Origin of the sequence: Streptomyces sp. NPDC005774 (assembly GCF_042871645.1) — a bacterium.
In the GTDB taxonomy this organism is placed as follows: Bacteria; Actinomycetota; Actinomycetes; order Streptomycetales; family Streptomycetaceae; genus Streptomyces; species Streptomyces pratens.
In genome coordinates this window covers 154,039-178,644 of sequence record NZ_JBIAIV010000013.1, presented here as the reverse complement: position 1 = coordinate 178,644, position 24,606 = coordinate 154,039, and the positions used below count along the sequence as shown (strand labels likewise).

At 69.2% G+C, this 24,606-nt stretch carries 22 protein-coding genes and 1 pseudogene; 12 read left to right on the top strand and 11 right to left on the bottom strand.

Annotation, left to right across the window (positions count from 1 at the left end; genetic code table 11):
- Nucleotides 1–299: 299 nt before the first annotated feature.
- The 3 genes and pseudogenes from ACFYQA_RS15260 to ACFYQA_RS15250 form a co-directional block, all read left to right on the top strand.
- Nucleotides 300–761, top strand: a pseudogene (locus ACFYQA_RS15260) (rhomboid family intramembrane serine protease); the annotation flags it as partial.
- Between the two features lie 1,071 nt (nucleotides 762–1,832).
- A complete protein-coding gene (locus tag ACFYQA_RS15255) occupies nucleotides 1,833–2,288 on the top strand; it encodes a winged helix-turn-helix domain-containing protein (RefSeq protein WP_388916849.1) in 456 nt (151 codons plus the stop codon).
- 299 nt (nucleotides 2,289–2,587) lie between these two features.
- Nucleotides 2,588–2,872 carry a transposase gene (locus tag ACFYQA_RS15250; RefSeq protein ID WP_388916846.1) on the top strand — a complete coding sequence of 95 codons (285 nt, stop codon included), beginning with the start codon at nucleotides 2,588–2,590 and terminating at the stop codon, nucleotides 2,870–2,872.
- 38 nt (nucleotides 2,873–2,910) lie between these two features.
- On the opposite strand, the gene ACFYQA_RS15245 is transcribed toward ACFYQA_RS15250, so the two are convergent.
- Nucleotides 2,911–3,762, bottom strand: coding sequence for a hypothetical protein (locus ACFYQA_RS15245; protein WP_388916843.1), 852 nt, complete (start codon nucleotides 3,760–3,762; stop codon nucleotides 2,911–2,913).
- Nucleotides 3,763–3,910: 148 nt separating this feature from the next.
- On the opposite strand from ACFYQA_RS15245, the gene ACFYQA_RS15240 reads away from it, so the two are divergent.
- The 4 genes from ACFYQA_RS15240 to ACFYQA_RS15225 all read left to right on the top strand — a co-directional run bounded on the left by ACFYQA_RS15240 (nucleotide 3,911) and on the right by ACFYQA_RS15225 (nucleotide 9,119).
- Entirely contained in the window at nucleotides 3,911–4,771 is an 861-nt protein-coding gene (locus tag ACFYQA_RS15240) for a VOC family protein (protein ID WP_386406447.1), read from the top strand.
- A 98-nt stretch (nucleotides 4,772–4,869) separates the two neighbouring features.
- Nucleotides 4,870–5,685: a phytanoyl-CoA dioxygenase family protein gene (locus ACFYQA_RS15235; protein WP_388916840.1), complete on the top strand. Its 816-nt coding sequence runs from the start codon at nucleotides 4,870–4,872 to the stop codon at nucleotides 5,683–5,685.
- 54 nt (nucleotides 5,686–5,739) lie between these two features.
- Entirely contained in the window at nucleotides 5,740–7,719 is a 1,980-nt protein-coding gene (locus tag ACFYQA_RS15230) for an FAD-dependent oxidoreductase (RefSeq protein WP_388916837.1), read from the top strand.
- Nucleotides 7,716–9,119, top strand: a complete 1,404-nt coding sequence (locus tag ACFYQA_RS15225) for an MmgE/PrpD family protein (RefSeq protein ID WP_388916834.1) — start codon at nucleotides 7,716–7,718, stop codon at nucleotides 9,117–9,119. The genes ACFYQA_RS15230 and ACFYQA_RS15225 overlap by 4 nt, the downstream gene beginning before the upstream one ends.
- Here the strand turns inward: ACFYQA_RS15225 and ACFYQA_RS15220 are convergent.
- The 3 genes from ACFYQA_RS15220 to ACFYQA_RS15210 are packed head-to-tail and all read right to left on the bottom strand — an operon-like array spanning nucleotide 9,109 to nucleotide 12,405.
- The gene (locus tag ACFYQA_RS15220) at nucleotides 9,109–10,098 is read right to left on the bottom strand and encodes an ABC transporter substrate-binding protein (RefSeq protein ID WP_388916831.1); all 990 of its coding nucleotides are present in this window, start codon (nucleotides 10,096–10,098) and stop codon (nucleotides 9,109–9,111) included. The genes ACFYQA_RS15225 and ACFYQA_RS15220 overlap by 11 nt on opposite strands.
- A gap of 19 nt (nucleotides 10,099–10,117) precedes the next feature.
- Nucleotides 10,118–11,326, bottom strand: a complete 1,209-nt coding sequence (locus tag ACFYQA_RS15215) for an FAD-dependent oxidoreductase (protein ID WP_388916828.1) — start codon at nucleotides 11,324–11,326, stop codon at nucleotides 10,118–10,120.
- Nucleotides 11,323–12,405: a cupin domain-containing protein gene (locus tag ACFYQA_RS15210; RefSeq protein WP_388219584.1), complete on the bottom strand. Its 1,083-nt coding sequence runs from the start codon at nucleotides 12,403–12,405 to the stop codon at nucleotides 11,323–11,325. Before ACFYQA_RS15210 ends, ACFYQA_RS15215 begins: the two co-directional genes overlap by 4 nt.
- 134 nt (nucleotides 12,406–12,539) lie before the next feature.
- Between ACFYQA_RS15210 and ACFYQA_RS15205 the strand changes: the two genes are divergently transcribed.
- A complete protein-coding gene (locus tag ACFYQA_RS15205) occupies nucleotides 12,540–12,767 on the top strand; it encodes a hypothetical protein (protein WP_055592531.1) in 228 nt (75 codons plus the stop codon).
- Nucleotides 12,768–12,799: 32 nt separating this feature from the next.
- Nucleotides 12,800–13,654 carry a fumarylacetoacetate hydrolase family protein gene (locus ACFYQA_RS15200; protein WP_388916824.1) on the top strand — a complete coding sequence of 285 codons (855 nt, stop codon included), beginning with the start codon at nucleotides 12,800–12,802 and terminating at the stop codon, nucleotides 13,652–13,654.
- Nucleotides 13,655–13,729: 75 nt separating this feature from the next.
- On the opposite strand, the gene ACFYQA_RS15195 is transcribed toward ACFYQA_RS15200, so the two are convergent.
- Nucleotides 13,730–14,509, bottom strand: coding sequence for an SDR family NAD(P)-dependent oxidoreductase (locus ACFYQA_RS15195; RefSeq protein ID WP_388916821.1), 780 nt, complete (start codon nucleotides 14,507–14,509; stop codon nucleotides 13,730–13,732).
- A gap of 232 nt (nucleotides 14,510–14,741) precedes the next feature.
- Here ACFYQA_RS15195 and ACFYQA_RS15190 point away from each other — a divergent pair, with 232 nt between their 5' ends.
- Nucleotides 14,742–15,476, top strand: coding sequence for a GntR family transcriptional regulator (locus ACFYQA_RS15190; protein ID WP_388916818.1), 735 nt, complete (start codon nucleotides 14,742–14,744; stop codon nucleotides 15,474–15,476).
- 303 nt (nucleotides 15,477–15,779) lie between these two features.
- On the top strand, nucleotides 15,780–16,655 hold the full coding sequence (locus ACFYQA_RS15185; protein WP_055592528.1) for an IclR family transcriptional regulator: 876 nt from the start codon (nucleotides 15,780–15,782) through the stop codon (nucleotides 16,653–16,655).
- Between the two features lie 104 nt (nucleotides 16,656–16,759).
- On the opposite strand, the gene ACFYQA_RS15180 is transcribed toward ACFYQA_RS15185, so the two are convergent.
- The 5 genes from ACFYQA_RS15180 to ACFYQA_RS15160 all read right to left on the bottom strand — a co-directional run bounded on the left by ACFYQA_RS15180 (nucleotide 16,760) and on the right by ACFYQA_RS15160 (nucleotide 23,142).
- Complete coding sequence (locus ACFYQA_RS15180; protein ID WP_055592527.1) at nucleotides 16,760–18,076, bottom strand: MFS transporter; 1,317 nt, start codon at nucleotides 18,074–18,076, stop codon at nucleotides 16,760–16,762.
- A gap of 191 nt (nucleotides 18,077–18,267) precedes the next feature.
- Nucleotides 18,268–19,467 carry a flavin reductase gene (locus tag ACFYQA_RS15175; RefSeq protein ID WP_388219599.1) on the bottom strand — a complete coding sequence of 400 codons (1,200 nt, stop codon included), beginning with the start codon at nucleotides 19,465–19,467 and terminating at the stop codon, nucleotides 18,268–18,270.
- On the bottom strand, nucleotides 19,457–20,815 hold the full coding sequence (locus ACFYQA_RS15170) for an MFS transporter (protein ID WP_388219602.1): 1,359 nt from the start codon (nucleotides 20,813–20,815) through the stop codon (nucleotides 19,457–19,459). Before ACFYQA_RS15170 ends, ACFYQA_RS15175 begins: the two co-directional genes overlap by 11 nt.
- Nucleotides 20,808–22,055, bottom strand: a complete 1,248-nt coding sequence (locus tag ACFYQA_RS15165; protein WP_055592524.1) for an acyl-CoA dehydrogenase family protein — start codon at nucleotides 22,053–22,055, stop codon at nucleotides 20,808–20,810. The genes ACFYQA_RS15170 and ACFYQA_RS15165 overlap by 8 nt, the downstream gene beginning before the upstream one ends.
- Nucleotides 22,056–22,140: 85 nt before the next feature.
- Nucleotides 22,141–23,142 (bottom strand): alpha/beta fold hydrolase, encoded by a 1,002-nt coding sequence (locus ACFYQA_RS15160; protein WP_388916814.1) that lies wholly within the window; start codon nucleotides 23,140–23,142, stop codon nucleotides 22,141–22,143.
- A gap of 225 nt (nucleotides 23,143–23,367) precedes the next feature.
- Here ACFYQA_RS15160 and ACFYQA_RS15155 point away from each other — a divergent pair, with 225 nt between their 5' ends.
- Complete coding sequence (locus ACFYQA_RS15155; protein WP_388219606.1) at nucleotides 23,368–23,550, top strand: hypothetical protein; 183 nt, start codon at nucleotides 23,368–23,370, stop codon at nucleotides 23,548–23,550.
- Between the two features lie 19 nt (nucleotides 23,551–23,569).
- On the opposite strand, the gene ACFYQA_RS15150 is transcribed toward ACFYQA_RS15155, so the two are convergent.
- Nucleotides 23,570–24,493, bottom strand: coding sequence for an IS5 family transposase (locus ACFYQA_RS15150; protein ID WP_388916812.1), 924 nt, complete (start codon nucleotides 24,491–24,493; stop codon nucleotides 23,570–23,572).
- Between the last annotated feature and the right edge of the window lie 113 nt (nucleotides 24,494–24,606).

The following is a 24,606-nucleotide window of genomic DNA, read 5'->3' as shown; positions in this document are numbered from 1 at the left end:
ACCCGCAGCTCAACCGACCCCGGCACCCGCCGAGTCACCCGCACCATCGTGCTCCACCAGCTCACACCCCACACGGCTTAACTCATGGCCATTGCAGCTGGGCCTGGAGCAGTCACAGGGCTGGAAGAAGGAACCCATGCCACGGGCGAGCCAAGGAGCGACACCTTCCGGAGGACGAGTGGACCAGCGGACCTGGTCCTGCTGACGCGCCCCGCGGTCAGCAAGGCGAGACCTCCCGCTCGCCGCTTGCTGGCCACTTGCTGACCAGGGCTCAGCAATCATGCCTGTGACCTGCACTGATGTCCACTCTTCAGATCTTCGGCAACAACGTCGAGGACCGCATGGGCCATCTGCGGTACCTGCTGTTCTACCTGGTCTGCGGCTACGCGGCCGCATACGGATTCGCACTCACGAACACCGACTCCGCAGCTCCGCTGATCGGCGCCTCCGGGGCGATCGCGGGGGTGCTGGGCGCCTACCTGGCGCTCTACCCGAGGGCACGCGTCTGGGTCCTCGTCCCCTTCCTGATCTTCCTTCCCCTGCGCATGCCGGCCTGGATCGTCCTGGGCCTGTGGTTCGTCCTGCAGGCCGTGTACTCGTCCGGCGCGGGCGTCACCGGCGCCGGGACGGTGGCGTACGCGGCCCACGTGGTCGGCTTCGTCGTGGGCATGCTGATCGCCTGGCCCCTCAAACCGGGCACTCCCCCACCACCCGAACCGGGCGGCATCCTCTTCGGACGGCAGACACGACGGGACTGGTAGGACCACACGCCGAGGGCCGGGCAGCGCAGGGAAAACCTGAGCTGCTTTGCATAAGCAACATCTATACCTCCAGGTCAGCCATCAACCGTTGAACGGTTCAACTACCCGCATGTTTTGCCGGATCCATGAACCTTCAGCAGGGCTCATGCTGACCCATTGCCGACTTTTCTGACCATTCGTCAGGTGAGAAGTGCCCCCATAAGGATCACGCCGAGCCCGACAGAGCCCCGAGCGCCCCACGTCGGAGATGCCACATCACGAGGCGGCGCAAAATACGGCCAGAACTCCCCGGTCAGCCAAATGGCGATACTCCGCATCATTCCCCTACCTCGATCAGGCCGGTCGCCCGTCTTGACGAATGACCCCGAGGCTCCGATGAACAACTTACTGAACGTTTCTCATCCTGAGCGCCAGGCGATTTCGACGGCGTGAACGGCGGCGACCGTGGGGCCGATGCGGTTGGTGCTGCAGCGGGCTTTGCGGAGGATCCGCCATTGCTTGAGACGCACGAAGGCGCGTTCTCCTGGCGCTCGCAGCCGGGCGTGGTCGCGGTTGAACTGGGCTTACTTCTCGGGAAGGTCGCGGCCGTAGTAGGGGCAGGGCTTCGGCGTAGTCGCGTGACGTCCGTTTCATGATCATGTGAGTCCGAGGAGGGGCACGCGGTCAGCGCAAGCACAACGACCAGAGCGTGCCGCACGCCTCGCGGATCGCGCGGGTCGGGCACCTCGGCCGGCCGCTCCAGCAGACCCGGGACCTCCTCGGCCACGGCCCCGGGATGCTCGCGGAGTTGGCCAAAGGCAGGCGGGATCGGCGATGACGCGTCGGCAGGCACGGTCTTCCAACTCGGGTCACGGGGCGTAGAGAACTCCATGATCCACAGGCGCCGTGCCCGCTCTGTGTCCGGAGCCCGCCGCATGATCAAATCGGGCGAACGCGACTCTCCCCGGGGCCTTGTCCCTGCAGGTCACGCCGATATAGGCCGGCAGTCGGATGCTACTGAACTTGATTGGGTGAAGTCGGGTCGTCTGTCTGACGGTTGGAGGTCTGTGCGGGTGAGATACGCGCAGGGCGGTGGGCTGTCCGACGCCGGGAGGGCCGCGCGGGAGCGTATCCGGCTGCAGGCCGTGGAACGCTTCGAGCGCGGGGAGAAGAACGAGGGACATCGCCGTCGCACTGCGGGTGTCGGAGCGGTCGGTGGAGCGCTGGCGGAAGTCCTGGCGTGAGCGGGGCGGGGCCGGAGTCCTGTCGAAGGGGTCACCGGGCCGCCCGAGGCTTACGCCGGCCCAGATGGAGCGTCTGGAGCGGGAGCTGGAGCGTGGTCCGCTCGCGCACGGCTGGCCGGATCAGCGGTGGACGCTGGCGCGGATCAGGACGCTGATCGGCCGGTTGTTCCACGTCTCGTACACCATCGAGGGCACCTGGCTGTTGCTGAGGCGGCACGGCTGGTCCTGGCAGCAGCCCGGCGGGCGATCGAGCGGGACGACGAGGCGGTCGAGCTGTGGAAGAAGGAGGTCTGGCCGCAGGTAAAAGAGCGGCCGCGGCCCGGGGTGCGTGGATCGCCTTCGAGGACGAGGCCCGGCAGTCGATGACCCCACCCAGGGCCAGGACCTGGGGCCGCGTCGGCCGCACCCCGGTGGTCAGGATCCGCGGCCGGGGAAGTGGCCGTCTGTCCATGGTGGGCAGTGCTGCTTCAAGCCGGGGTCCCGGTCGCGGCTGATCTACGGGCTGCGGGAGTACCGGGGCCGCAGGGGCGAGCCGAAGGGCTTCGGCTGGCGCGACTTCTGTCGCCTCCTGGTCCGGGCCCGGATCCAGCTCGGCGCCCGATCGTGCTGGTCCGGGACAACGTCCGCCTCCACCTCACCCGCAGCATGCGGGAGTTCATCGAGAAGAACGCCGACTGGCTGACCGTGTTCCAGCTGCCCACCTACGCGCCGGACCTCAACCCGCAGGAGGGCATCTGGTCGCTGGTCAAGCGCGAGATCGGCAACCTCGCGGCCGCCGGTCTCTCCCAGGTCACCCGGGCCGTCAAGCGCAGGCTCAAGCAGATCCAGTACCGGCCCGACGTGGTCGACGGCTGTCTCGCCGGCACCGGCCTGACCATGAACGACTGACCGGCATCACGAATTCAAGTTCAGTATCGTGACGCAAGTCAGTTCGCGGGTGTCAGGGGCTCGAACCCCTCCTCATAGCTGCCCTGGCCGTGGCTGACCCGCACGGTTCCGAAAGGCCCGGCGGTCAGCGTCGCGGTGGCGTCCGGTGCGAGCTCGAGAGCACGCCCCTCGCATGGCAGGACCACGACCTCACCGGGTTGGACCGGGCCGAACAGCGCGATCGAACGACGCAGCGCATGGGCGAGCTGCGTCCACGTCCCCGCAGGCAGCCCAAAACGTCCCGCGGCGGTGTCCGTCGCCAGGTCGAGCCCGATCAAGGCGAGGTCTACGCCCGTGGGAGCGAGCCAGGTGTCGGAGACGACGACATGCCCCGCGTGCGCGTTGTCCGCGATGCGCTCCAGCGTCGTCGAGGGCTCGTCGACGACGGTCCGCCGACTGTTGACCACCAGCGCTGCGTACGTCCGTGCGGCGGCGGCATGGATCTCGGGCACGGTGATGTCGAGGTGCTGCAACGGGGTGCCGATCCGGATGGCGAAAGCACCCGTGACCAGCGGTTGGACGAGCTGGTTACTCGGGATCACCGCTCCCGAGCCGTGCACCGAGCTGCTGAGGTAGTAGCCACCGACAGCGACTGCCCCGTCCGGAGACTCCGGCAAGGACACCGCCCGCCCGGCCACACGGCAGCCCTCGTCCATGGCTCGCCGGAAGTTGAGTGCCGCGACTGTCTCCGCGTCTTGTTCGGCGTACGGCTCCAGCAGGGCGGTGACACCTCGGGCCGGACGTCCGGTCAGGTCGGCGTTGATGAGCATGTTGGCCGCGCGTTCGAGGTCGGCGTGTTTCCGGGTCTCGTCCCACGGCGGCGGCTCTGTGGTCTGAGGGTTGGCGGGCATCGACACATGGTGTCCCGGCATGTGGTCGGGGTCGCTGTATGCGGTTTCACGCAGTGGCACCGCAGGAATGAGCGATGCGCGTGATCGGCACCACACTCCGAGAGGGCATGCACAACGGCCTGGGACCGGCATGCAACGAGGAGGAGAGATGAGACGCATCCGCGAGTTCGGATACCTGGTCGCGACCGTACGCGACATCGACGCCTGGAAGGTCTTCGCCAGCGATGTGCACGGCATGCAGATCGTCGAGCACACCGAGGGCCGGCTGAAGCTCCGGCTCGACGAACGCAGCTGGCGCATCGACCTTCACCGGGGCGAGGTCGAGCACATCGACGCGGTGGGCTGGGAGGTCCGCGGTCCGGGCGACATCGAGGCAATCGAAAAGAAGTTGCGCGATCACGGCTACACCCCGCACCGCGCCACGACCGAGGAGGCCGCCTCCCGAGAGGTCACCGACTATCTCGCCTTCGAGGACCCCGATGGCAACGGCGTCGAAGTCTACTACGGCGCCCGGCGCGACCAGACGCCGTTCATCTCGCCGACCGGCGCCCGCTTCGTCACCAAGAACATGGGCATCGGCCACGTGATGTTCGCGGTCAGTTCCTCGGCCCCCTTCCGCGAGCTCTACCTGGACATCTTCGAGCTCGGGCTGAGCGACTTCATCGACATCGGTCCCGACCCGGGAACCTTCCTGCACTGCAACCCGCGCCACCACTCCATCGCCTTCGCCAACCGCCCCGGCGTCGCTCCTCGCCTGGGCCACCTGATGGTGCAGGTCGACGACATGGACACGGTCGGACGTGCGTACGACAAGGTCCTCGACGGGGCCGCCGTACTCGGCTCGACGCTGGGCAAGCACACCAACGACGAGATGGTCTCCTACTACGTCAAGACGCCGTCGGGCTGGGAGATGGAGTACGGCTACGGCGGCCTGGAGATCGACGAGGAGACCTGGGTCCCCGGGCGCTGGAGCGCCGCGCACTTCTGGGGCCACAAGCGGGTCGGCTGAGCCGTACATGCGGCAAAAGAATGAGTCATTCGGTTGACCGGATGAATTCCATCTGGTGTTCTGGTCTTACGGAACTACGCATGAATAGGGGCTCATCCATGACTGCAACACTCGCCGAGTCCCGCGTCGAGGACTACCGACGCGACGGCTTCCTCTTCCCGATGCGCGCCATGAGCGCCGAGCAGGCGGCGTCCTACCGGGCTCGGCTGGAGGCCTTCGAGGCCGAGCACGGGCCGCAGGCCGGCTCCGTCCTCCGCTCCAAGTCCCACCTGGTGCTGCCCTGGGTCAACGAGATCATCCGGCTCGACCCGGTGCTGGACGTGGTCGAGAGCATCATCGGCCCCGACATCTACTGCTGGGGCTCGTCGTTCTTCATCAAGGACCCGCACCACCCCGGCTTCGTCGCCTGGCACCAGGACGCGCCGTTCTCCAACATCCCCGCGGGCGGGGAGATGCTCACCGCCTGGATCGCCCTGGCCCCCAGCATCCCCGAGAACGGCTGCCTCAAGGTCGTGGCCGGCACGCACACCGAGCAGGCGCCGCACTCCTTCGTCGAAGGCACGGACAACCTGCTCTCGCAGGGCCAGGAGATCGCCGTCGAGGTGAACGAGGACGACGCCACCTCGCTCGCCCTGGAGCCGGGGGAGTTCTCCCTGCACCACCAGTTCATCTTCCACGGTTCGGCCCCGAGCCGCTCCGACCAGCGCCGCGTCGGCATCGCGGTGCGCTACATGGCGCCGTACGAGCGCGAGGGCGAGCCCACCGACTACGCCACGCTCGTACGCGGCGAGGACCCGTACAACGCCTTCATCCCCGAGCCCGTCCCGTCCTCCGACATGAACCCGGCAGCGGTGGCCTACCGCAACGACCAGCTGGTGCGACTCCACGGTGACCGCTACCGGACCACGATGTGACGCGCCTTCGGACGACGTCGTAGGACCTCACCGCGTAAAGGACGGAAGACCCCCATGCCCGACGCTGCCTACAGCCGCCTGCTCTCCCCGGTCACGGTCGGGAGCTTCACGATCCCGAACCGGATCATGCTCACCACGCACAACCCGAAGCTGAGCGAGGAGCGCTACCTCAAGTACCTCGAGACCCGAGTGGCCAGCGGCGTCGGGCTGGTCGGGATCCCGGTGCTCCACGAGGCCATCTCCACCCTCGCCTTCGTGGACACCGGGCACCTCGACCATGTCGGCGTCCACGACATCGACAACGGTCCGGACGCCGAGACCGAGGAGGGCGACGCCTACTACGACGAGCGCCTCCTGCCGCCGCTCCGGGCTCGCGCCGAGATCGTGCACCGGCACGGCGGGGTCGCCTTCGGCCAGGTCGCCAACCGGGGCGCGATCCGGCTGCCCGAGACGTTCCAGGCGATGGTGTCTCCCAGCGGCCTGCCCGACCCACAGGTGCGAGCCCAGCCGCACGAGCTGTCCACCAGCGAGGTCAAGCGGGTCGTGCGCCTCTTCGCACGTGCGGCCTCCCGCGTCCAGCGGGCCGGCCTCGACGGCGTCGAGATCCACGCCACCCACGGCTACCTGATCGAGCAGTTCCTCTCCCGCACCACCAACCGTCGCACCGACGAGTACGGCGGCTCGCTGGAGAACCGGACACGGTTCCTCGTCGAGACGATCGCGGCGATCCGCGAGGCATGCGGCCCCGACTTCCCGATCGCGATGCGGATCAGCGGCCACCAGGCCGAGACCGACGGGCTCACCACCGAGGAGATCTGCCGGATCGTCAAGGCGGTCGAGAAGGACCTCGTCTACGTCAACATCACCGCCGGCACGATCATGGCACTGCACGACGGGGTCGTTCTCCCATACGTCGCCTCCACCCTCTTCGAGCCAGGCTTCAACGCCGAGGCCGCAGCGGCCGTCAAGGCCGCCGTCTCGATCCCGGTGGGCCTGACCGGCCGGATGAACAGCCCCCAGCTGATGGAGCGGCTCCTCGAAGAGGGCGTCTGCGACCTGATCGGCACCACCCGGGCGCTGCTGGCCGACCCCGACTTCATCCGGAAGACCGCCGGCGGGCGTGCCGACCGGATCCACCGATGCATCGGCATCAACGAGTGCCACTACCCCGACCGCGCCTCCTCCTGCCCGGTCAACCCCTGGGCCGGCCGGGAGGACGAGCTCGACCTGCCCGACCCCGTCCGCCGCAAGAAGGTGCTCGTCATCGGCGGCGGCCCGGCCGGTCTGATGACCGCCAGGACCGCCGCTCAGCGCGGGCACGACGTCGTGCTCGCCGAACGGTCCGACCGGCTCGGCGGCAAGATCGCGACCCTCGTGAGCGACCCGTTCCGCAAGGAGATGGCCAACCTGCTCGGCGACCTGGTCCGGGAGGTCCACGAGGCGGGCGTCGAGGTGCAGCTCGGCCGCGAGGTCGGGCCCGGGGACATCGCCGCGTACGGTGCCGACGCGTTGGTCGTGGCCACGGGCTCGGTGCCCGACATCCCCGACATGGCCGGGATCGACGACGTGCCGGTCTACTCCGGGATCTCGCTGCTGGAGGAGGACCTCGACCGGATCGGTGACCGGGTGCTGGTCGTGGGCGGGCTCAACGACCACGTCGCCCCGCTGGCGGCGGCCGATTACCTCGCCCAGGCGGGCAGGAGCGTCACGCTGATCTCGGAGTGCCTGCTCCCCGGGCAGAGCGCCGAGCCGTCCATCCTCCACCTGCTCACCAAGCGGCTCCACGAGAAACAGGTCGACATCCGGCCGGTCACCCGGTTCCACAAGGCAGGGGTGGAGCCTGAGCTGCGCGACGTCTTCAGCGGCCGGATCAGCTCGATCGGGCAGGTCGACGCGGTGGTCTTCGTGACCACCTCCACACCGGTGCCCTTCCCCGAGACCGCCGGCGAGTTCTATCGCGTGGGGGATGCCCTGGCACCCCGCCGACTGGTCCACGCGACCCTCGACGGTGCCCGCACGGGGAGCCGGATATGACGGCGCCCGTCCCCTCCGAGGTCACGGCGGCGATCCTCGCCGCCGTGACGCGCACGCGTTTCGAGGACCTCCCCGCGGCAACCGTCCGGCACGCGAAGCAGCGGATCACCGACATCGTCGGCTGCGTCATCGGCGGTGCGGACACCGCCGGCAGCCCTGAACTGCGCAGCCTCCTCGTCGCTCGGGGCGGAAGGCCCGGCGCCACGGTCCTGCCCGGCGGAGAGCGCCTCCCGACCGCCCCGGCCGCGTTCGCGAACGCCATCGCGGCCCGCGGCAACGACTTCGGCGTGCTCATCCCCTACATCGGCACCACACCGGTCTGGTCGCACATCTCCGAGTCCACCGTGCCGGCCGCCCTCGCGATGGCGGAGAGCACCGGCGCGTCCGGTCGTGAGCTGATCACCGCCCTCGTTCTCGGCGACGACCTGGCCGCCCGGCTCACGGCGGGAGCGACGTACGTCCCCGGAGCCGGATGGGACAGTCCGGGGCTGGTCAACAAGTTCGGCGTCGCAGCGATCGCCGGCAGGCTCCTCGGCCTGGACGAACTCCGGCTGCGCGACGCGTTCGGGATCGTGCTCCACCAGCTCGGCGGCACCTTCCAGGCGATCGACGCCGGCGCCCACACCTTCAAGCTGGCCCAGGGCCTGGCCGCCCGCGACGGCATCGAGGCGGCGGAGCTCGCGGCTCACGGCTGGACCGGCAGCCCCGATCCGTTCTTCGGTCCGAACGGCTACATCGACATGTACTGCGACGGCGTCGACCTGGACGTCGTGGCGGACGGTCTCGGCACCGTCTTCCACGGTGACGCGACCTTCAAGCCCTACCCCTCATGCCGCTTCACCCACTCGGCGATCGACTGCGCGCTCGAGATCTCCGCCCGGCTCCGTGAGGCCGGCGCGGACGCCGGACAGATCGGCCGGATCCACCTCGACGTCGCGCCGATGCACGTCGACTCACCGCTGGACCAGCCGTTCGCCCCCGGCCGGAACCCGCAGGGCCACGCGATCTTCAGTCTGAGGTACGCCGCGGCCAGCGCGCTCCTCCGCGGCCGGGCGACTCTGGCGGAATACACCGAGGAGGCGGTCGGCGACCCCGCCGTCGCGGCGCTGGCCGACCGCGTCTCGATCACGGGTGGCCGTCCGACGGCGACCCCCGAGGCAGCGACTCTCACGGTCGGGCTGCGGGACGGTACGTCCCTGACCGCCGGTCGCGACACGGCCACGGGCAACCCGCTCTCGTCCCCGCTCAGCGCGGCCCGGATCGAGGCCAAGTTCCGTGCCAACTGGTGCTTCACCGGGATGCTCGAGCCGGCCCGTGCCGACGACGCCCTCGAACTGCTCGGCCGGCTCGACGAGGTCGACGACCTCGCCGAGCTGACAGCGATCCTGGTCAGACCGTGAAGCCGGCGGCGGTGGTGGTCCCGGCGAAGAGCTCCTCCGGGCTCCACTTCCGCTTGGCGAGTCCCTGACGCCTGGAGTAGCGCAGGAACGTCTCCAGGGTGTGGCGGTTGGCCTCCACCCCGTACTTCCAGAAGTCCTCGCCCATCACCTCGACGGTCTCCTCGAGGTGATGGGCCAGCCACGGCAGCATCAGCTTGAGCGAACTGCGGTACTCGAGGTCCTCCCGGGCCAGGGCGAGCGACTGCTCGAACGCCTTGAAGAGCGACAGCGGCACCCACGGGTTCGTCTCGACGACGTCACGTCTGATCGCCACCACGTGCATGATCGGGAAGATCCCGGTGCGCCGGTAGTAGTCGGCCTCGACCGCCTTGTAGTCCGGAAAGAGCCGGGTCACGTCGGGGCTGGTGTGGAAACTGGACGGCGTGCTGGCGCTGAAGACCGCGTCGAGCTCACCGGACGCGAGCATCTGCGAGAGCGTCTGCTCGGGACCGATGGGCCGCACGGAGATGCCCTCGGGCAGGTCGAGCCGGATCTTCTCGCTGCGGCCCCTGTCCTCGACGCCTCCGGTGAAGAACCGCATGTCCTCGACGGCGACGCCGTACTCGTCCTCCAGCATGCCGCGCTGCCAGACACCCGCGGTGATCTGGTACTCGGGCAGGCCGACGCGCTTGCCCCTCAGGTCGGCCGGTGAGGCGATGCCGCTGTTGCGGTTGACGAACATCGACTGGTGCCGGAAGTAACGTGACGGGAAGGCGGGGACGGCGACGAACGGCGCGCCCTGCTCCAGCGTGAGCACGTACGACGACAGGCTCATCTCGCTCAGGTCGAACTCGTGGTGCTTGATCTGGCGGTGGAAGATCTCCTCGACCGGGAGGGTCAGGTAGTTGAGGTCGATGCCCTCGGCCCGCACCCGTCCGTCCTGCAGAGCGCGCAGGCGGTCGTAGTTGGTGGCCGCGATGGTCAGGTTGAGCTTGCTCATAGAGGATCGTCAGCCGCCTTCAGCTCTTGGAGTAGATGTCCATGTGGCCGGGCACCCTCGGCGGTGCGACGCCGTCGGTGCCGTAGAGCCACTGGGCCAGGGAGTAGTCGTTGTCGGCGAGCGTGCCGAGGTAGGCGTCGCGCAGGATGGCACCGGCGCCGCCGAGGTGGACCATCTCGCCGAAGAACCGGGTGTTCTCCTGCACCGCGCTGGTGCGCGGGTAGCGGATCTCCTCGTACTTCGCGAGGGCGGCCGGGACGTCCGCGGCGCCGCTTCCCAGCGCGTCGGCGAGCGCGACCGCGTCCTCCATGGCCTGACCGGCGCCCTGCGCGAGGTACTGCCGCATCGGGTGCGCGGCATCGCCGAGCAGGGTGATGCGGCCGTCACTCCAGCCGGCCATCGGCTTGCGGTCGAACTGCACCCATCGGGTCTCCAGGTCGAGAGTGTGCAGCGACTCCTTGATGTGGTCGCAGGTGTTCGCGAACCGCTCGAAGAGCTCCTCGCGGGTGGCCCATTCCTCACTGCCGGGTGTCGCCGTGCGGCTGCGGAAGGAGAGCACCCGGTTGAGCAGCTCGCCGCCCTGGACGGGGTACTGCATGAGGTGGATCTCGTCGCCGGCGAAGAGCATGACGGCGTCCTCGGTGCCCTCCGGCCGGGGCCCGGGACCGCGGTAGATGACGTACTCCGACCGGATCGGCTCGGAGTCGTCCAGCGTCAGCCTGCGTACGGCCGAGCGCAGGCCGTCGGCGCCGATGACGGCGTCGCCCCGATAGGTGCTGCCGTCGGCGCACCGGACGTGCGCGGCGGTGTCGGTCTGCTCGACGGCGACGACCTCCTTGCCGGTCACGACCTCGACGTTGCCGGTGGCGAGGGCGACCTCCAGCAGCGCGTCGAGCAGGTCGGCGCGGTGGATGACGGTGTACGGGGCGCCGTACCGCTGCACGAACTCCTTGCCCATCGTGGCCTGGTAGATCTCGTTGCCCGTGTAGATGTCGCGCAGGACGAAGCGGTGCGGGAGAACCGCGGTGCGCAGGACGGCGTCCATGACGCCGAGGTCCTGGAGGACGCGCCCGGCGTTCGGGCCGAGCTGGAGGCCGGCGCCGATCTCCTTGATCTCGGGGGCGCGCTCCAGGACGGTGACCTCCATCCCGCGCTTGGCGAGGGCGACGGCGGCGCTCACGCCGCCGATTCCCCCGCCCACGACGACGATCGTGTCAGGTGCGGTCATGACTGGTCCTCCCGCTCTTCGCGGTAGAGCCCGAACGGCTCGTACAGGGGCCGGTCGTTCATGCTGAAGAGAACCGCGTCGGTTCCGTCGTCGGCGACGTGCCGGTACGTCGACCAGGACGGGATCGCGAGGAAGTCGTGCTGCTCCCAGTCGAAGCGCTCACCGTCGATGACCGTGTGGCCGGCCCCCTCGACGGCGCAGAAGATGACGCTCGAGGTGTGCCGGCGCGTGATCGCGGCGTTGCCGGCGGGCACCAGGTGCATCCCGCAGGTCATCGTCGGAAGGACCGGCCCGCCGGTGAGGGGGTTGGTGAACTCCAATTCGACCCCGTGCTCCGGGGAGCCTTCGTCCACCCGCAGTTTGGCGAGGGCCTCCTTCGTCGCGGCGTACGGGTATTTGGTCAGTGGCGAGTGCAGTGTCCCGGAGCGGGTGCCGTACGGAACCATCCCGGTGCCGTACCGGTTGGTGCTCGCGTCCTCGGCCTGGGTGAGCGGCTGGAGCTGCTTGCCGGGAAAGTCCTCGTAGAACTGGGCGTTCATCGTCTGCACGAACGGGACGTCGAGCGCGTCGAGCCAGAGCATGGGCTCGTCGCCGTCGTTGCGGTGATCGTGCCAGGTCCAGCCGGGGGTCAGGATGAGGTCGCCCGGGTTCATCAGCATCGGCTCTCCCTCGACCATGGTGTGGCCGGAGCCGGAGAGCATGAGCCGGATCGCGGACGGCGTGTGCCGGTGCGCGGGGGCTGTCTCGCCGGGCAGGACGAGTTGGTAGCCGGCGATCATCGTGTGCGTGGTGCCCTTGCGGCGCGCGGGGTTGACGGCGTTGAGGGCGCGGCGATCGGACTCACCGCCCAGGTCGACCGCCGTGGCGGCCTCGTCCATGAGCGCCATGACGTCGCGTCGGTGCCAGACGTGGGGAACGTCGGTCACCACCGGCTCCGGAGCGTCGGTGCCGGGGACACGCCACAAGGGGGCGAGATGGGCCTCGCCCAGACGCCCGTAGAAGGCGGCGTCGGGTTCTCCCGGAACCGCGAAGTTCGGACCGGTGCTCGCCGCTGCACGGCTTTCGGCTGTCGTACTCAAGCTGTTCCTCCAGAGGTGGGGAGGGTGGTGCCCAGAAGAGTCCTTCGTGTCGCGGGGAGCGAGCCATGCGGCTGTGTCACCAGGTGGCATCGCGTTCAGGTGGGCGTGCTGATCGGTGCCTAGGCTCCGCAGGTGTGCCTCCGTCCACCGATCTCGCCGGGACCCGCACCGGGAAGGAACCGCGCACGGCGGTGTTCCTCGGGGCTGTCGGGGCCCTGAGCGACGGGGCACTCGCCGAGCCGTCCCGCCTGCCCGGCGACGACGTCGCCCGCCGGCCGGATCGCCCGGGCCACGCGGCGGCCCTCGTCGCCCGGCCGGCCGGGCGCGCCTCGACAGGTCCCGGGCCCGGGTCCTGGATCTGACCCCACTCACACCAGCCCACCAAGGAGTCCGGATGCGCTTCGGAGTACTCGACGACCGCCTCATCGCCGTCCTGTCGGACGGCGCGGCCCACGACGTCACCGGCCTGGCAGGCCCGCCGGCCGGTCCGGCCGGCCCGCTCCAGAGGCTGATCGAGCGCGGTCGGCCGCTGAGCGCCGCCGAGGTCCGCACCGCCCCGGCGGTCGACGTCGGCGGTGCGGCCTGGGACGCGCCACTGCCGTTCCCGCGGAAGGTCATCGGTGCGCCGGCGAACTATCGCGCTCACGTCGCGGAGATGGGCAACCCGAACACGATCGTGGAGTGGGGCGTCTTCCTCAAGGCCAGTACGTCCGTGATCGGGCCGGGTCGGACGGTCGAGCTGCCCTACACCGACGTGCGCACCGACCAGGAGGGCGAGCTCGCGGTCGTCATCGGGAAGGAGGCCCGGCACGTGTCGGCGTCGGATGCCTTGGACTACGTCTTCGGTTACACCTGCGTCCTCGACATCACGACCCGCTCGACCGAGGACCGCTCGACCAGGAAGTCCTACGACACGTTCACGCCCCTCGGCCCGCTCGTCGTCACCCCCGAAGAGGTCGGCGACCCGGACGACCTCGCCCTGAGGTGCTGGGTCGGCGGGGAGCTGCGCCAGGACTCGAACACCAGCCGGATGATCTACGGTGTCCGCCGGCTCATCGCGTACGCGAGCTCCGTGATGACCCTGCAGCCGGGTGACGTGATCGCCACCGGCACCCCGGAGGGGGTCGGCCCCCTTGCCGACGGGGACGAGATCGTCGTCGAGATCGAGCGGGTCGGCCGGCTCGCCGTGACCGTCTCGGCCGCCGGCGCGCTGCCGTACGGGAACCGCATGGGCATGCCGACCGTCTGACGGGCCGCGGACCGGCATTCCGTCATGGGCGCGGTGCCGGTCCGCGGCCCGATCGGGTCGGCCGGGGGTCCGTCGTCAGCGTGCGGTGTAGCCGCCGTCCACCGGCAGGACGGCGCCGGTGAGGTAGGACGCGGCGTCGGAGCCCAGGAAGGCGATGCACGAGGCGACCTCGCCGGGCTCGGCGAAGCGCCGCCCGAGGAGGCGATCACGCTGATCCTCGGGGAGGGCACCGCGTTCGGTGATCCGTTCGGTGAGCGTCAGGCCCGGGCAGACCGCGTTGGCCCGGAGGCCGGCTGCGGAGTGCTCTGCGGCCAGCTGCTTGGTGAATCCGATCAGTCCGGCCTTCGAGGTCGCGTAGCTGGCGGCGCCGGGCATGCCGACCAGTCCGTGGGCCGAGGAGACGTTGACGACGCTTCCGCCGGTCGGGCACTCCAGCAGCGGGTCGAGCAGTGCCTGGGTGAGGAAGACGTTCGCGCTCAGGTTGAGGTCGAGGGCACGGTGCCAGCGCTCTCGGGTGGTGTCCGAGGCGGCCAGTTTGTCGTTGACGCCGACGTTGTTGACCAACGTCTTCAGGGGTACGCCGCTGGACGCCACCGCCCGGACGATCCGGTCGATGTGGCCGGCGCAGGTGACATCCGCGGTCACCAGCGTGTGCCGGGCGTCGCCGAGGCTCTCGGCGAGCACCGGGAGCCGTTCGCTGTCGCGGTCGACCGCGATGACGTACGCCCCCAGCTCCGCGAAGGCGCGGGCCGTCGCCGCGCCGATCCCCGCGGCCGCGCCGGTGACCACGACGCCCTGGCCGTCGAACCGCATTCTCTCGAGAAGCACCGCGTCCACCCCATCAGTCACTGTCATCCGCACTTCCGTATGAATAGACTAGGGTCGGTGTCTTCGCAGGGCCGTGGCCAGGGTGCTGCACAGTGGCACAGGCCGAAGAGGAGCTGAACGTGGCATCTGAGGGACACCGGTCCGATCGGGGCGTGCGCGTACCTCCCTGCCCGGAATCGCGGTGTGCCGCTGTTCCGGTGACCGGCACGGCAGGCTGACCGGGCCCCGGGCCGGGGCCGGACCGAGAAGGGGGACCGAGATGACGTTCACGCCGATACCGGCGCCGCTCTACCAGCGCATCTTCGCGGTGCTCTCCCAGCGGATCGGCCAGGGCGGTTACGCGCCCGGCTCCCGGTTCGCCACGGAGGACGAACTGGTGGCGGAGTTCGGCGTCAGCAAGGCGACCGTCCGCAGAGCGGTCGGTGAGCTGGTCGCGCGTGGTCAGCTCGTCCGGCGACAGGGGAGCGGTACGTACGTCCGAGGCTCCGGGGACGACCCTGCGGCACGCGGCTTCGTGGGGTCCATCGGCGATCTGATCCGCGGTACGCCACAGCTGAAGGTCCTCGACGTCCACGTCGAGGAGGACGTCCGGTTCCCCGCGAGCGTGCGGCAGGCCCTCGGCACGGACGCCGAGACGGGCACCGTCTATCGCACCAGGCGGCTGTGGGGGGATCAGCCCTTCGTGTACTCGGTCCACTACGTCGGTCCCACCGTCGCGGCGGTTCTCGGCCGTGCCGAGCTCGCGGAGGAAGGGCTGATGAGCCTCCTGCGCCGGGAGAACGTCGAGATGAGCGAAGCGGAGCAGACCCTGTCCGCGCGACTCGCGGACGTGGAGGTCGCGGACCGGCTGAACATCGGGCTGGGCGCCGCCGTCCTCTTCGCCGAGCGGGTCCTGCGCTCGCCCTCCGGACCGCTCGACTGCCTGCACAGCTGGTACCGGGGGGACCTCTACCGCTGGCAGGCACGGCTCGCCGTCGAGCCGGCCGGTCGTTGAGTCCGCGTCGGCCCCGTCGGTCAGCGGGGGTGGTCCGCGGCACGGACGCGTCGGCAGGGTTCCGGGCCCGGCTCCGCTCCGTGCGCTGACGCATCGCTTTCCTTGCCCTGCGTTCCGCGTCCTCCGACGGCGTGGAGTCGCGAATCCGGGGTTCGTTCTCCGAGACCGGCGATCCGTACGCCGTTCCTTGGGATCGGGCTGACCAGGGCACTCGAGGCCTTGCGGGTTGTCCTCCGTCGGGAAATCATCGGTCGGACATCGGTGTGCGCCCGTACGGCGTCGGGGGAGGGAAGGAAGTTGACCATGACTGACGAGCATGCGGGCGGAGGCTCGGATCCTCTCGAAGCTTCCTTCCGCGTCAAACCGAGTGTCGCGGTCAGCCGGGCCCTGGCTCTCCTCGATGCCTTCCTCGAGGCCGGGCACACCGTCAGTGTCACCGAACTGGCACAGCGGACCGGGATCCCGAAGTCGACCGCCTTCCGCATCCTCGTCCAGCTCACCAAGAGCGGTCACGTCATCCGGAGCGGGAACAGCTACCGGCTCGGCATACGCATGTTCGAACTCGGAAACCACTTCGTCCACGCGCGTCCCCACGGTCTGAGGGAGGTCGCGGCTCCGCTGCTGGGTGATCTCTTCCTCGAGCTCGGTGCGGCGGTGGGTCTGTCGGTCCTGGACGGCTCCGACGTCATCCTGATCGACCAGGTCACGAGTTCACGGAGCAGCATCGCCTCCTCCGTGGTCGGCGTACGGGAAGACGCCTTGACGACGGCATCGGGCAAGGCGATGCTCGCCTTCGTCAACGCCGCGAACCGCGACCGTGTGATCGCGCAGCACCTCGAGCTCTCCCGCCGCACGCGGCACACCGTGATGCACGCCGGACGGCTGCGGGCGCAACTGCAGCTGACGCACGAGACGTGCCTCGCCTACACGCACGAGGAATACACCATGGGCGAGGGCGCCATCGCCTCTCCGGTCCTGGTGAACGGTCGCCCCATCGCCGCGGTCAGCGTCTCGGCACCGAGCAGTCGCATCGACAAGGCCAGGACGGACGGAGCGGTGCTGCGCACCGCGCGTCTGGTGGCCGGCCGGTTCATCCGCGCCCGCGAGCTCGCGGAGGACTACGGGCTCCAGGACGTCCACTGGGACATGGAGGCGGAGTTCCCGCACGGCTGTTCCTGAGAGGCCGTCGCGCCGCGCCCGTCGCGACGCCGGCATCACCACAACCCACGCGGTGCCCGGCCGGGAGTCCGGCCGGGCACCGCGTGACGGATTCGGAAGTCCGATCAGGAGACGGGGGACGGGCTCGCCGGCACCTGCGCCCGGTGGACTTTGCCCGCATCTCCCTTCTGCAGTCGGCCCAGGACGATGATGCAGACCGTGCCGATCGCGAGGGGTACGGCCATCAGGTAGAACAGGCTCCCCGCGGACCAGCCGCCGTCAAGGAGGTAACCGATGCTGATCGGCGAGACGATCGACACCAGCCGTCCGACACCGAGCATCCAGCCGACACCGGTGCCGCGCAGCGCCGCCGGGTAGACCTCGGGTGCCACGGCGTAGAAGCCGGCCACCGCGGCGACCGCGAGAACTCCCAGGAGGACTCCCAGGACGACGGCGAGCCAGGCGACACCGAACGTGGCCCCGTAGGCAACGGTGCCGACCACGCTGAGGGCCATGGCGACCTGCAGGATCCTCCTCGGCAGCACCCGTATCGCGACTGCCGCGAAGAGCAGGCTGCCGAAGATGCCGCCGAAGTTGAGGAAGGAGCCGACCGTGGTGCCCATCTGATCATCACCGGTCGCCTCCGCGGCCAGTTTGGGAATCCAGGAGTTCGCGAAGTAGTAGGACGCCATCAGGCAGGCGTAGCCGAGCCACAGTACGAGCGTCTTGCGCCCGGTGGCACCGGCGAAGACCGCGGAGACACCGAGGTGGGCACGCTCGCCCTCGGTCACTTCGGGCAACTCCTTCAGGCTTGGCCGCCCCATCTTGTTGAGGACGGTGTTGACCCGTTCGAGGGCGTTCTTGGGACGGCGGGCCACCAGGAAGTCGATCGACTCCGGAAGGAACGCCCATGACACGACGAGCATGACGAGAGCCAGGACCGCACCGGCCACGAACATCGACTTCCAGCCGGCCGGCTCGACGAGCAGGCTCGCGGCCACGCCGGCCAGGGTGGCACCGATCGGAAACCCGGTGGCGTAGATCCCGACCACCGTTCCGCGACGGCGATCGGAGGCGAACTCCGAGACATACGCGTTGAGCTGCGACATCGCTCCGATGCCGAACCCGGTGATGAACCGGGCCACGATCAGGACGGCCACGTTCGGGGCCACCACGGCGAGCACCATGCCGACCAGCACGATGGTCACCGAGATGGTCGTCAGCGGTCGGCGGCCGAGGCGGTCACCGACCGGGCTGAACAGGATCGCACCCGCGGCCATACCGAAGAGGCTCGCGCTGAGCACGATCCCGAGCGTCGCATCACTCACGCCCCACGCGTCCGCCATCGGCTTGGCGGTGAACGCCATCATCGCGATCTCGAAGCCGTCCATGATGATCAACGCCATCGCGACTGCCACGGCGCGGATCTGGAGACCGGTCATTCTGGACGACCGGACTTCAGCCAACACATCCATCGAACATCCTCTTCTCCGGTCGCGTCCCGGACCTGGATCACCAGGCGGCCGAGACGCGATCGATAAGACGGTCACCTTCCCGCGAGGTGAAGTGAGGCCACACGTTGGCTGTATCACAGCGGTTGGCTCGATCCTGCTGTGCCACCAGGTGGCCGCTGTCACAAAACGGGGGTCAATGTCCGTTCGATGGCCCTCGCGGACAGGCGCAGCCGGTCGACGAAGGCGATGATTTCGGCCCCTGAGGAGCTTCCCGGGAGCCCGGACAGGCGCAGGACGAGAACAACGTTCTCATCGGCGTCACAGACCGGCACCGACACCTGCAGAACGTTGTACGACCGGTCGGGCACGATCTGCTCCGGCTCGTGGAACGCCGTCATCCGGCGCAGTGCCTCCAGCAGACGCCGTTCGTTGTCCGGGGTGCGTGCCGGCTCGCTGAACGCGTCGACGAGTTCGTCGAGCAGTGCGGTCGCGAGCGGACCGTGCAGGGTCAGGGACCAGCCGCGCTCCTGGGTCCGGCGCAGTTGGACGGCGGCGGCCTCCCGCACCTGTGGTGCCGAAGCCGGCACACGGTCGAGCCATTGCCCGGCCGAGGGAGCCCCGGGATGCCCGACCAACAGCATTCCCAGGGGCGGAGCGAAGGGCAGCCGGGTTCCGGGAGGGGGCGAGGAGGTTCCGCCGGAGGAGCCGGCCGTGGCCACGAACGCGAACTCGTCGCCGAGCGGCGCGAGCAGGCTCACCTCCGCGCCCAGCTCCGAGGCCAGATGCTCCAGCTCCAGGCGACCGCGTTCGGCGACGCCGACGGCCGCGGCGAGGGAACGGTGGTCGGAGGTCATCAGCAGGCCCGGCGTGAAGCGACCGTACCCACGCTGGAAGAACAGCAGCGGCAGACATTCGCGCTCGGCGGCGAGCGACTGGATGGCGCCGAGCACGAAGTAGTGGTCGCCCACCTCGATGACATCGGCCCAGGTGCATTCGATCCAGGCGGTCACGCCCTCGATGACGGGAGCGCCGTCGGGCGCGGCACGCCACCGCAGGCCGCGGAACTTCTCCTCCGGGGGCCGCATGAACGACCCGCACACGTCGCTCTGGTCTGCGGCCAGGATATTGACACAGAAGGACGCGCACTCGCGCAGTGCGGTGAAGGTCCGCGACGTCTTCATCGGCATGAACGAGACCAGCGGCGGCTCCATCGACACGGAGCTGAACGTTCCCACCACCATCCCGAGAAGTGTGCCGTCGGGCGCGCGTCCGGTGACGACGGCGACCCCGGTGGGATAGTTGCCCAGCACCTGCCTCATGACCTGGGGGTCGATGGCCTCGGGGGCGGACGTGGACAGCACGGAGGCGTCAGGAGGCATCGGTTCTTGTCCTTTCGTGAGCGGTCGAAGCGCCTGAGGAGGCGCTGGAGGAAGCCGGCTCCGGCGTGACGGAGACGTACGACTCGTCCCTGGAGCCGTTGAGGTGGCGCAGGCTCAGGCGATGGGAGCCCACGGCCAGGAGGGCGGCGGCCAGGACGAGGAGCGCGGCGGCACCGAGCACGGTCGCCCTCAGACCGAGCCAGTCCCCGATCCCGCCCTGGACGGCGGCCCCCAGGGAGACGGAGCCGGTGTAGACGATGACGTTGATGGACAGCACCCGTCCGCGCACCCGGTCGGCGACCAGCATCTGTATCGTGTTCTGTGCGACGGACAGGGCGAGAAGGAAGAAGACACCGACACCGACGGTGGCGAGGGTCGCGGTCAGGAGGCTGGGGGCCAGCCCGAAGACGGCGAAGGTGATGCCGTAGCCGCACATCGCGATCGCCACGACGGTCGAACGCCTCATGATCCGCAGCATTCCGCCCAGCACGGGCACACCCGCCAGGGTTCCGGCACCGAGACCCAGGTTGAGGAGGGCCACGCCGAGCGCACCGGAGTCGAACACCTGTTCCGCGAAGGTGATCACGTGTTGGAAGATCGGCATGCCGAGGCTGCCCACCAGGAAGACGACCGTCAGGGCCGTCATCACCCCCGGGGAGCCCCAGGTGTAGCGCAACGCCTCACGGAAACCGCCGTCCGCGACGCGATCCTTGCGGGCTCGTCGCGGCTGTGGGTTGACCGGTTCGGTGACCAGCAGGACCACCACGACCACGAGCACCATCACGAAGCTGACGAAGAAGGCGGCCGCCGGGCCCACCCAGAACAGCACCAGACCCGCCACGGCAGGGCCCAGCGAGCGGGCGAGGTTGAACTGGATGGTGTTCAGCGACGCGGCCGAGTCGAGCGCCTCACGCGGCACGTAGTCGTTGACCAGCGCCTGCCAGCTCGGCATCGAGATGCCCTGGGCGCACCCCGTCAGCACCGCGAGGCCCACGAGCAGCAGCGGGTCGTGCCGGCCCGACCACCAGCACACGCACATGGCCAGCGCCACCAGCGAACGGGCCAGCTGCGTGACCATGACCAGCCGGCGGCGGTCCAGCCGGTCGGCCGCCACGCCCGCCCACGGACCCAGCACCATGATCGGGACGAACTGCGCCGCGGTCGCGAGACCGACCCAGAAGGCGCTCCCGGTGAGCTGGAGGAGGACGAACGGTACCGCCAGCGACTGGAACCAGCCGCCCGCGCTGGCCAGGAAGGCCCCCAGCCAGAACTGCACGAAGGGGCGGTGCCTCAGCGCCGACGCCAGGGAGTCCCCACGAGCCGGACCTGCCTTGGCAGGGTCAGCCATAGAGCCGCTTCGAACGGTCGACCGCCGCGGTGCGCTCGGCTTCGCTGAGCAGGAAGGTGGCGGCCGCCGGGTTGCCCATCTCGAGGTTGGCCGCGGTGGCGGCCGCGAAGTCGGTGTTCTGGGTGAAGTGCTGACGGGCCACGATCAGATCCCGGTACAGCCGCGACAACGGGTTCAGCTCGTGCACCACCCGCGCCGACATGGTGGGCATCAGCTGCTGGGCGACGTACAGCGCGGCTTCGGCGGTGCGTGCGGCGTCGTAGATCCCCCGCGCGGCCTCGAGGTCGCCCGGCACCTGGCCCAGTTCGGCGAGCCGGTAGCCCTCGTCGAGGATCCGCAGGGCGACCTTCTGCTGGTCGTCGAGGCGCACCCGCACGTCGTTCGTACGCAGCAGCTCGACCCGGTCCTCGCTCAGCTTCGCGTTGTCGAAGCGGCGCGTGAACTTCTTCAGCTGGTCGACGTACTCCTCGTAGAACGCCCAGCCCGCGCCCAGCGCGGGCGCGCCGGCGACGAGGTTGTAGAGGTAGCCCTGTGGCACGCGGTACAGCGGGCCGTCGTTCTTCTTCAGACCGGGACCGGCCTGGGCCAGCAGAATCTGGCGGTCGAGCGCCCGGTGCGCGGGGACGAAGACCTGGTCGAGCTCGACGGAACGGGACCCGGTCCCCCGCATGCCCAGCACGAACCAGTCGTCGATGATCCGTCCCTCGGCCAGCGGCACGACGAAGTTGTGCATCAGCGGCTTGCCGTCGACCTCCACGCTGGCGCCGAGGATGACCCACGACGCGTGGGTGACGCCCGAGGAGGACTTCCACGAACCGTTGAGGATGTAGCCGCCCTCGACGGGGGTGGCGGTGCCGTGGGGCGCGTACGAGGAGGACAGCAGGGTCGTCGGGTCGTCACCGAACAGCTCGTCCTGCAGCTGCTCGGTCATGTGCGAGACCTCCCAGTTGTGCACGCCGAGCAGCATCAGAACCCAGCCGGTCGACGTGCAGGACTTGGCGACCTCGATGACGGCCTCGACGAACTCGACCGGGTGCGCCTCCTCGCCGCCGTACCGGGCCGGCTGGAGGGCTCGCGTGAGTCCGCAGTCGACCATGGCCTGGACGGCCTCGTCGGCCACCACACGATGGGCGTCGTTGTCGGCCGCGTACTTCGCGACGACGGGAGCGATCTCCCGGGCCCGGTCGACCAGCGAGGTGCGGTGGTGCGCACGAACAGCGGCTCCGGTCGGTGCGGTCATGAAGGTCTCCTTGGTGGTCGATGGCTCATCAGTGCTGGTCTGGGCTGATCCGCGCTGATGGAGCAGGTTCCGATCGCTTCGTGAATCAGCTGGTGAAGGGGGCATCCGTCGGGCTGCCGACGAGATCAGGGTTCGGTGGGCGGCGCGTGGAGATGCCCGCGGCCCGGGCGGTCTCCCAGGAGACCTTGCCGTCGCGGAAGAACTCCAGGAACACCTGGTGGTGCAGTTCCGGGCGGTCGGTCTGCCCCTGGTGACCGGTGTTCTCGGGGTAGAAGAACTGGACGTTCGGCAGAGCGTCCTCCTGAAGGTGCGCCGCCTCGACGGCGTACAGGACGTCCCTGTCGCCGAACATCGCGATGCCCGGGATCGTCGCCTTGTCCAGGCGCCCCTTGGTGGTGAGCCGGATCAGCTCGTTCGGGTCGGTGGGCCGCAGCACCCGGCCCATGTTGAGGTCGTAGTAGTCGCGGTTGCGGTTGGCGGCCGCGGTGCGCATGCTGACGAGCTCGTCGGTGACACCGGACCGGTCGACGACCATGGACTCGATCATGGCGCGCATCATGGTCTCGGAGCCGTCGTAGGTTCCGCCGCTGCCGGGCAGCGGGCCCTGCTTGGCGCGGTTGTCGACGGCACGCATCTCGTCGCGGGTGACCAGGTCGCCGATCATGCCGGCGATGACGGCGAACCGCTCCACTCGCTCGGGGTGCGCCACCACGTAGTTGACGCTTGTCTGGCAGCCCATCGAGTTGCCGCCCAGGCAGAACGTGTCCAGCGCGACCGCGTTGACGAAGTCCTGCAGGTAGTCGACCTGTCCGCCCTGCCCGTAAGCGTAGAAGCGACCTGGATCCTCGGTCAGGCCGAACCCGGGGAAATCGGGGCAATATACGCGGAAGCCCTGCGCGCCGAGGAACGGAGCCATGTAGCGGAAACCCGCGGAGCCCGATGAGCCGGGGATGCCGCCGTGCAGCAGCACGACAGCCGGACCGGCCTCACCCGAGGTCGAATAGTGCGCCTTCACACCCGACTGCAGCCGGACGAACCGGCTGAGCAGTCCTGGGACCTTGATCTCCTGCTCTTCGGTCAGAGCCACTGCCCCCTCCTTCGCTGGTGGACGTCTCGTGGAGCGTCGGCCAGTCTTGAGGCAAGTGCGTGAGATCGCCCACCGCGAGATGCCAACAGGTGAAACCCGGCGACTCGGAATCAGCCATTCCGGTGCGCTCATGGCAGTGACACCGACACGGGAAAATGCTCAGCTCAAGCGGGACAACAAGGAGCTGGCGATGGAGCGTGAAGTCCTCAAACGCTGCATGGTCCTGTGGGTGAAGTAGCCGTGGGGGACCCGGCGGCCGTCGTCGGGGCGATCAGCGACCTCAGGACCGAGCACGGCATCCCGCACCGCGTCGCCTGCCACGCCTTGGGCGTGAGCGAGTCGTGGTTCTACAAGCACCGCAACCGCGAACCCACCGGCAGGGAAGTACGCCGCCAACAGCTGGCCTAAGAGCCCGTGAACAAACTGATCATTTCCGGTGTTTGGCGTCCTTCGTGCCCGCCAGGCGCCGTGACATCAGCATGATCATGGACCACTTGACCATGGCTTCGTGGCGCTCGGGTAACCGTTCGTAGTCGCGTACGCAGCGGCGGCGCTGGAAGATCCACGACAGCGTGCGCTCCACCACCCACCTGCGTGGTATTACCACGAAGCCCTTGACGTCGTCGTTGCGCTTGACGATCTCGATCGTGAACTGGAGCTTCTTCTTGGCCCAGGTGACGAGTTTCCCGGCGTAGCCGCCGTCGGCCCAGACCAGACTGATCGATTCGAAGAGGTCACGCAGGTGCGCCAGCGCGGGGCGGGCTCCGTCGCGGTCCTGCACGCTCGCGCTGGTGACCATGACGACCAGGAGCAGGCCGATCGTGTCCACGATCACGTGGCGCTTGCGTCCTGCCACCTTCTTGCCCGCGTCGTACCCGCGGCTGTCGACGCCGACCGTCTCCGCGGCGCGTACCGACTGTGAGTCGATGATCGCGGCGGTCGGGTCGGTGTCCCGGCCCTCGGACCGGCGGACCTCGTCGCGCAGGTCGTTGTGGATGGCGTCGACACTTCCGTCCTGCCACCACCGGGTGAAGATCGTGTGCACCGTGCGCCAGTGCGGGAAGTCACCCGGCAGGTTGCGCCACTTGTTGCCGTTGTCCGCGACGTAGAAGATCGCGTCCACGATCAGCCGGCGGCAGTACTCCTCCGGCCGTCCGCCGTTGCCGTCCAGCCATGCCGGCCACGGCAGCACCGCCGCGATGACCTGCCACTCCGCGTCCGTGGTGTCCGAGGTGTAGCGGCGGGAGCGGGCCGGATGACGGCGGCCGTGACCGAACCGGCAGGCCAGGCAAGGGCAGTCGGCTTGCCCATCCGGGGCGACAGCGGGGGTGGCGGGGGAGTACAACGGCATGACAGGACCTCTTGGCGCGACTGGGCTTCGATACCGCAGTTGCTACCAAGAGGTCCTGGCCGTGCGCGTCACTTTGCCGATTCCCACCCGCCCTCGACGATCAGTTTGTTCAC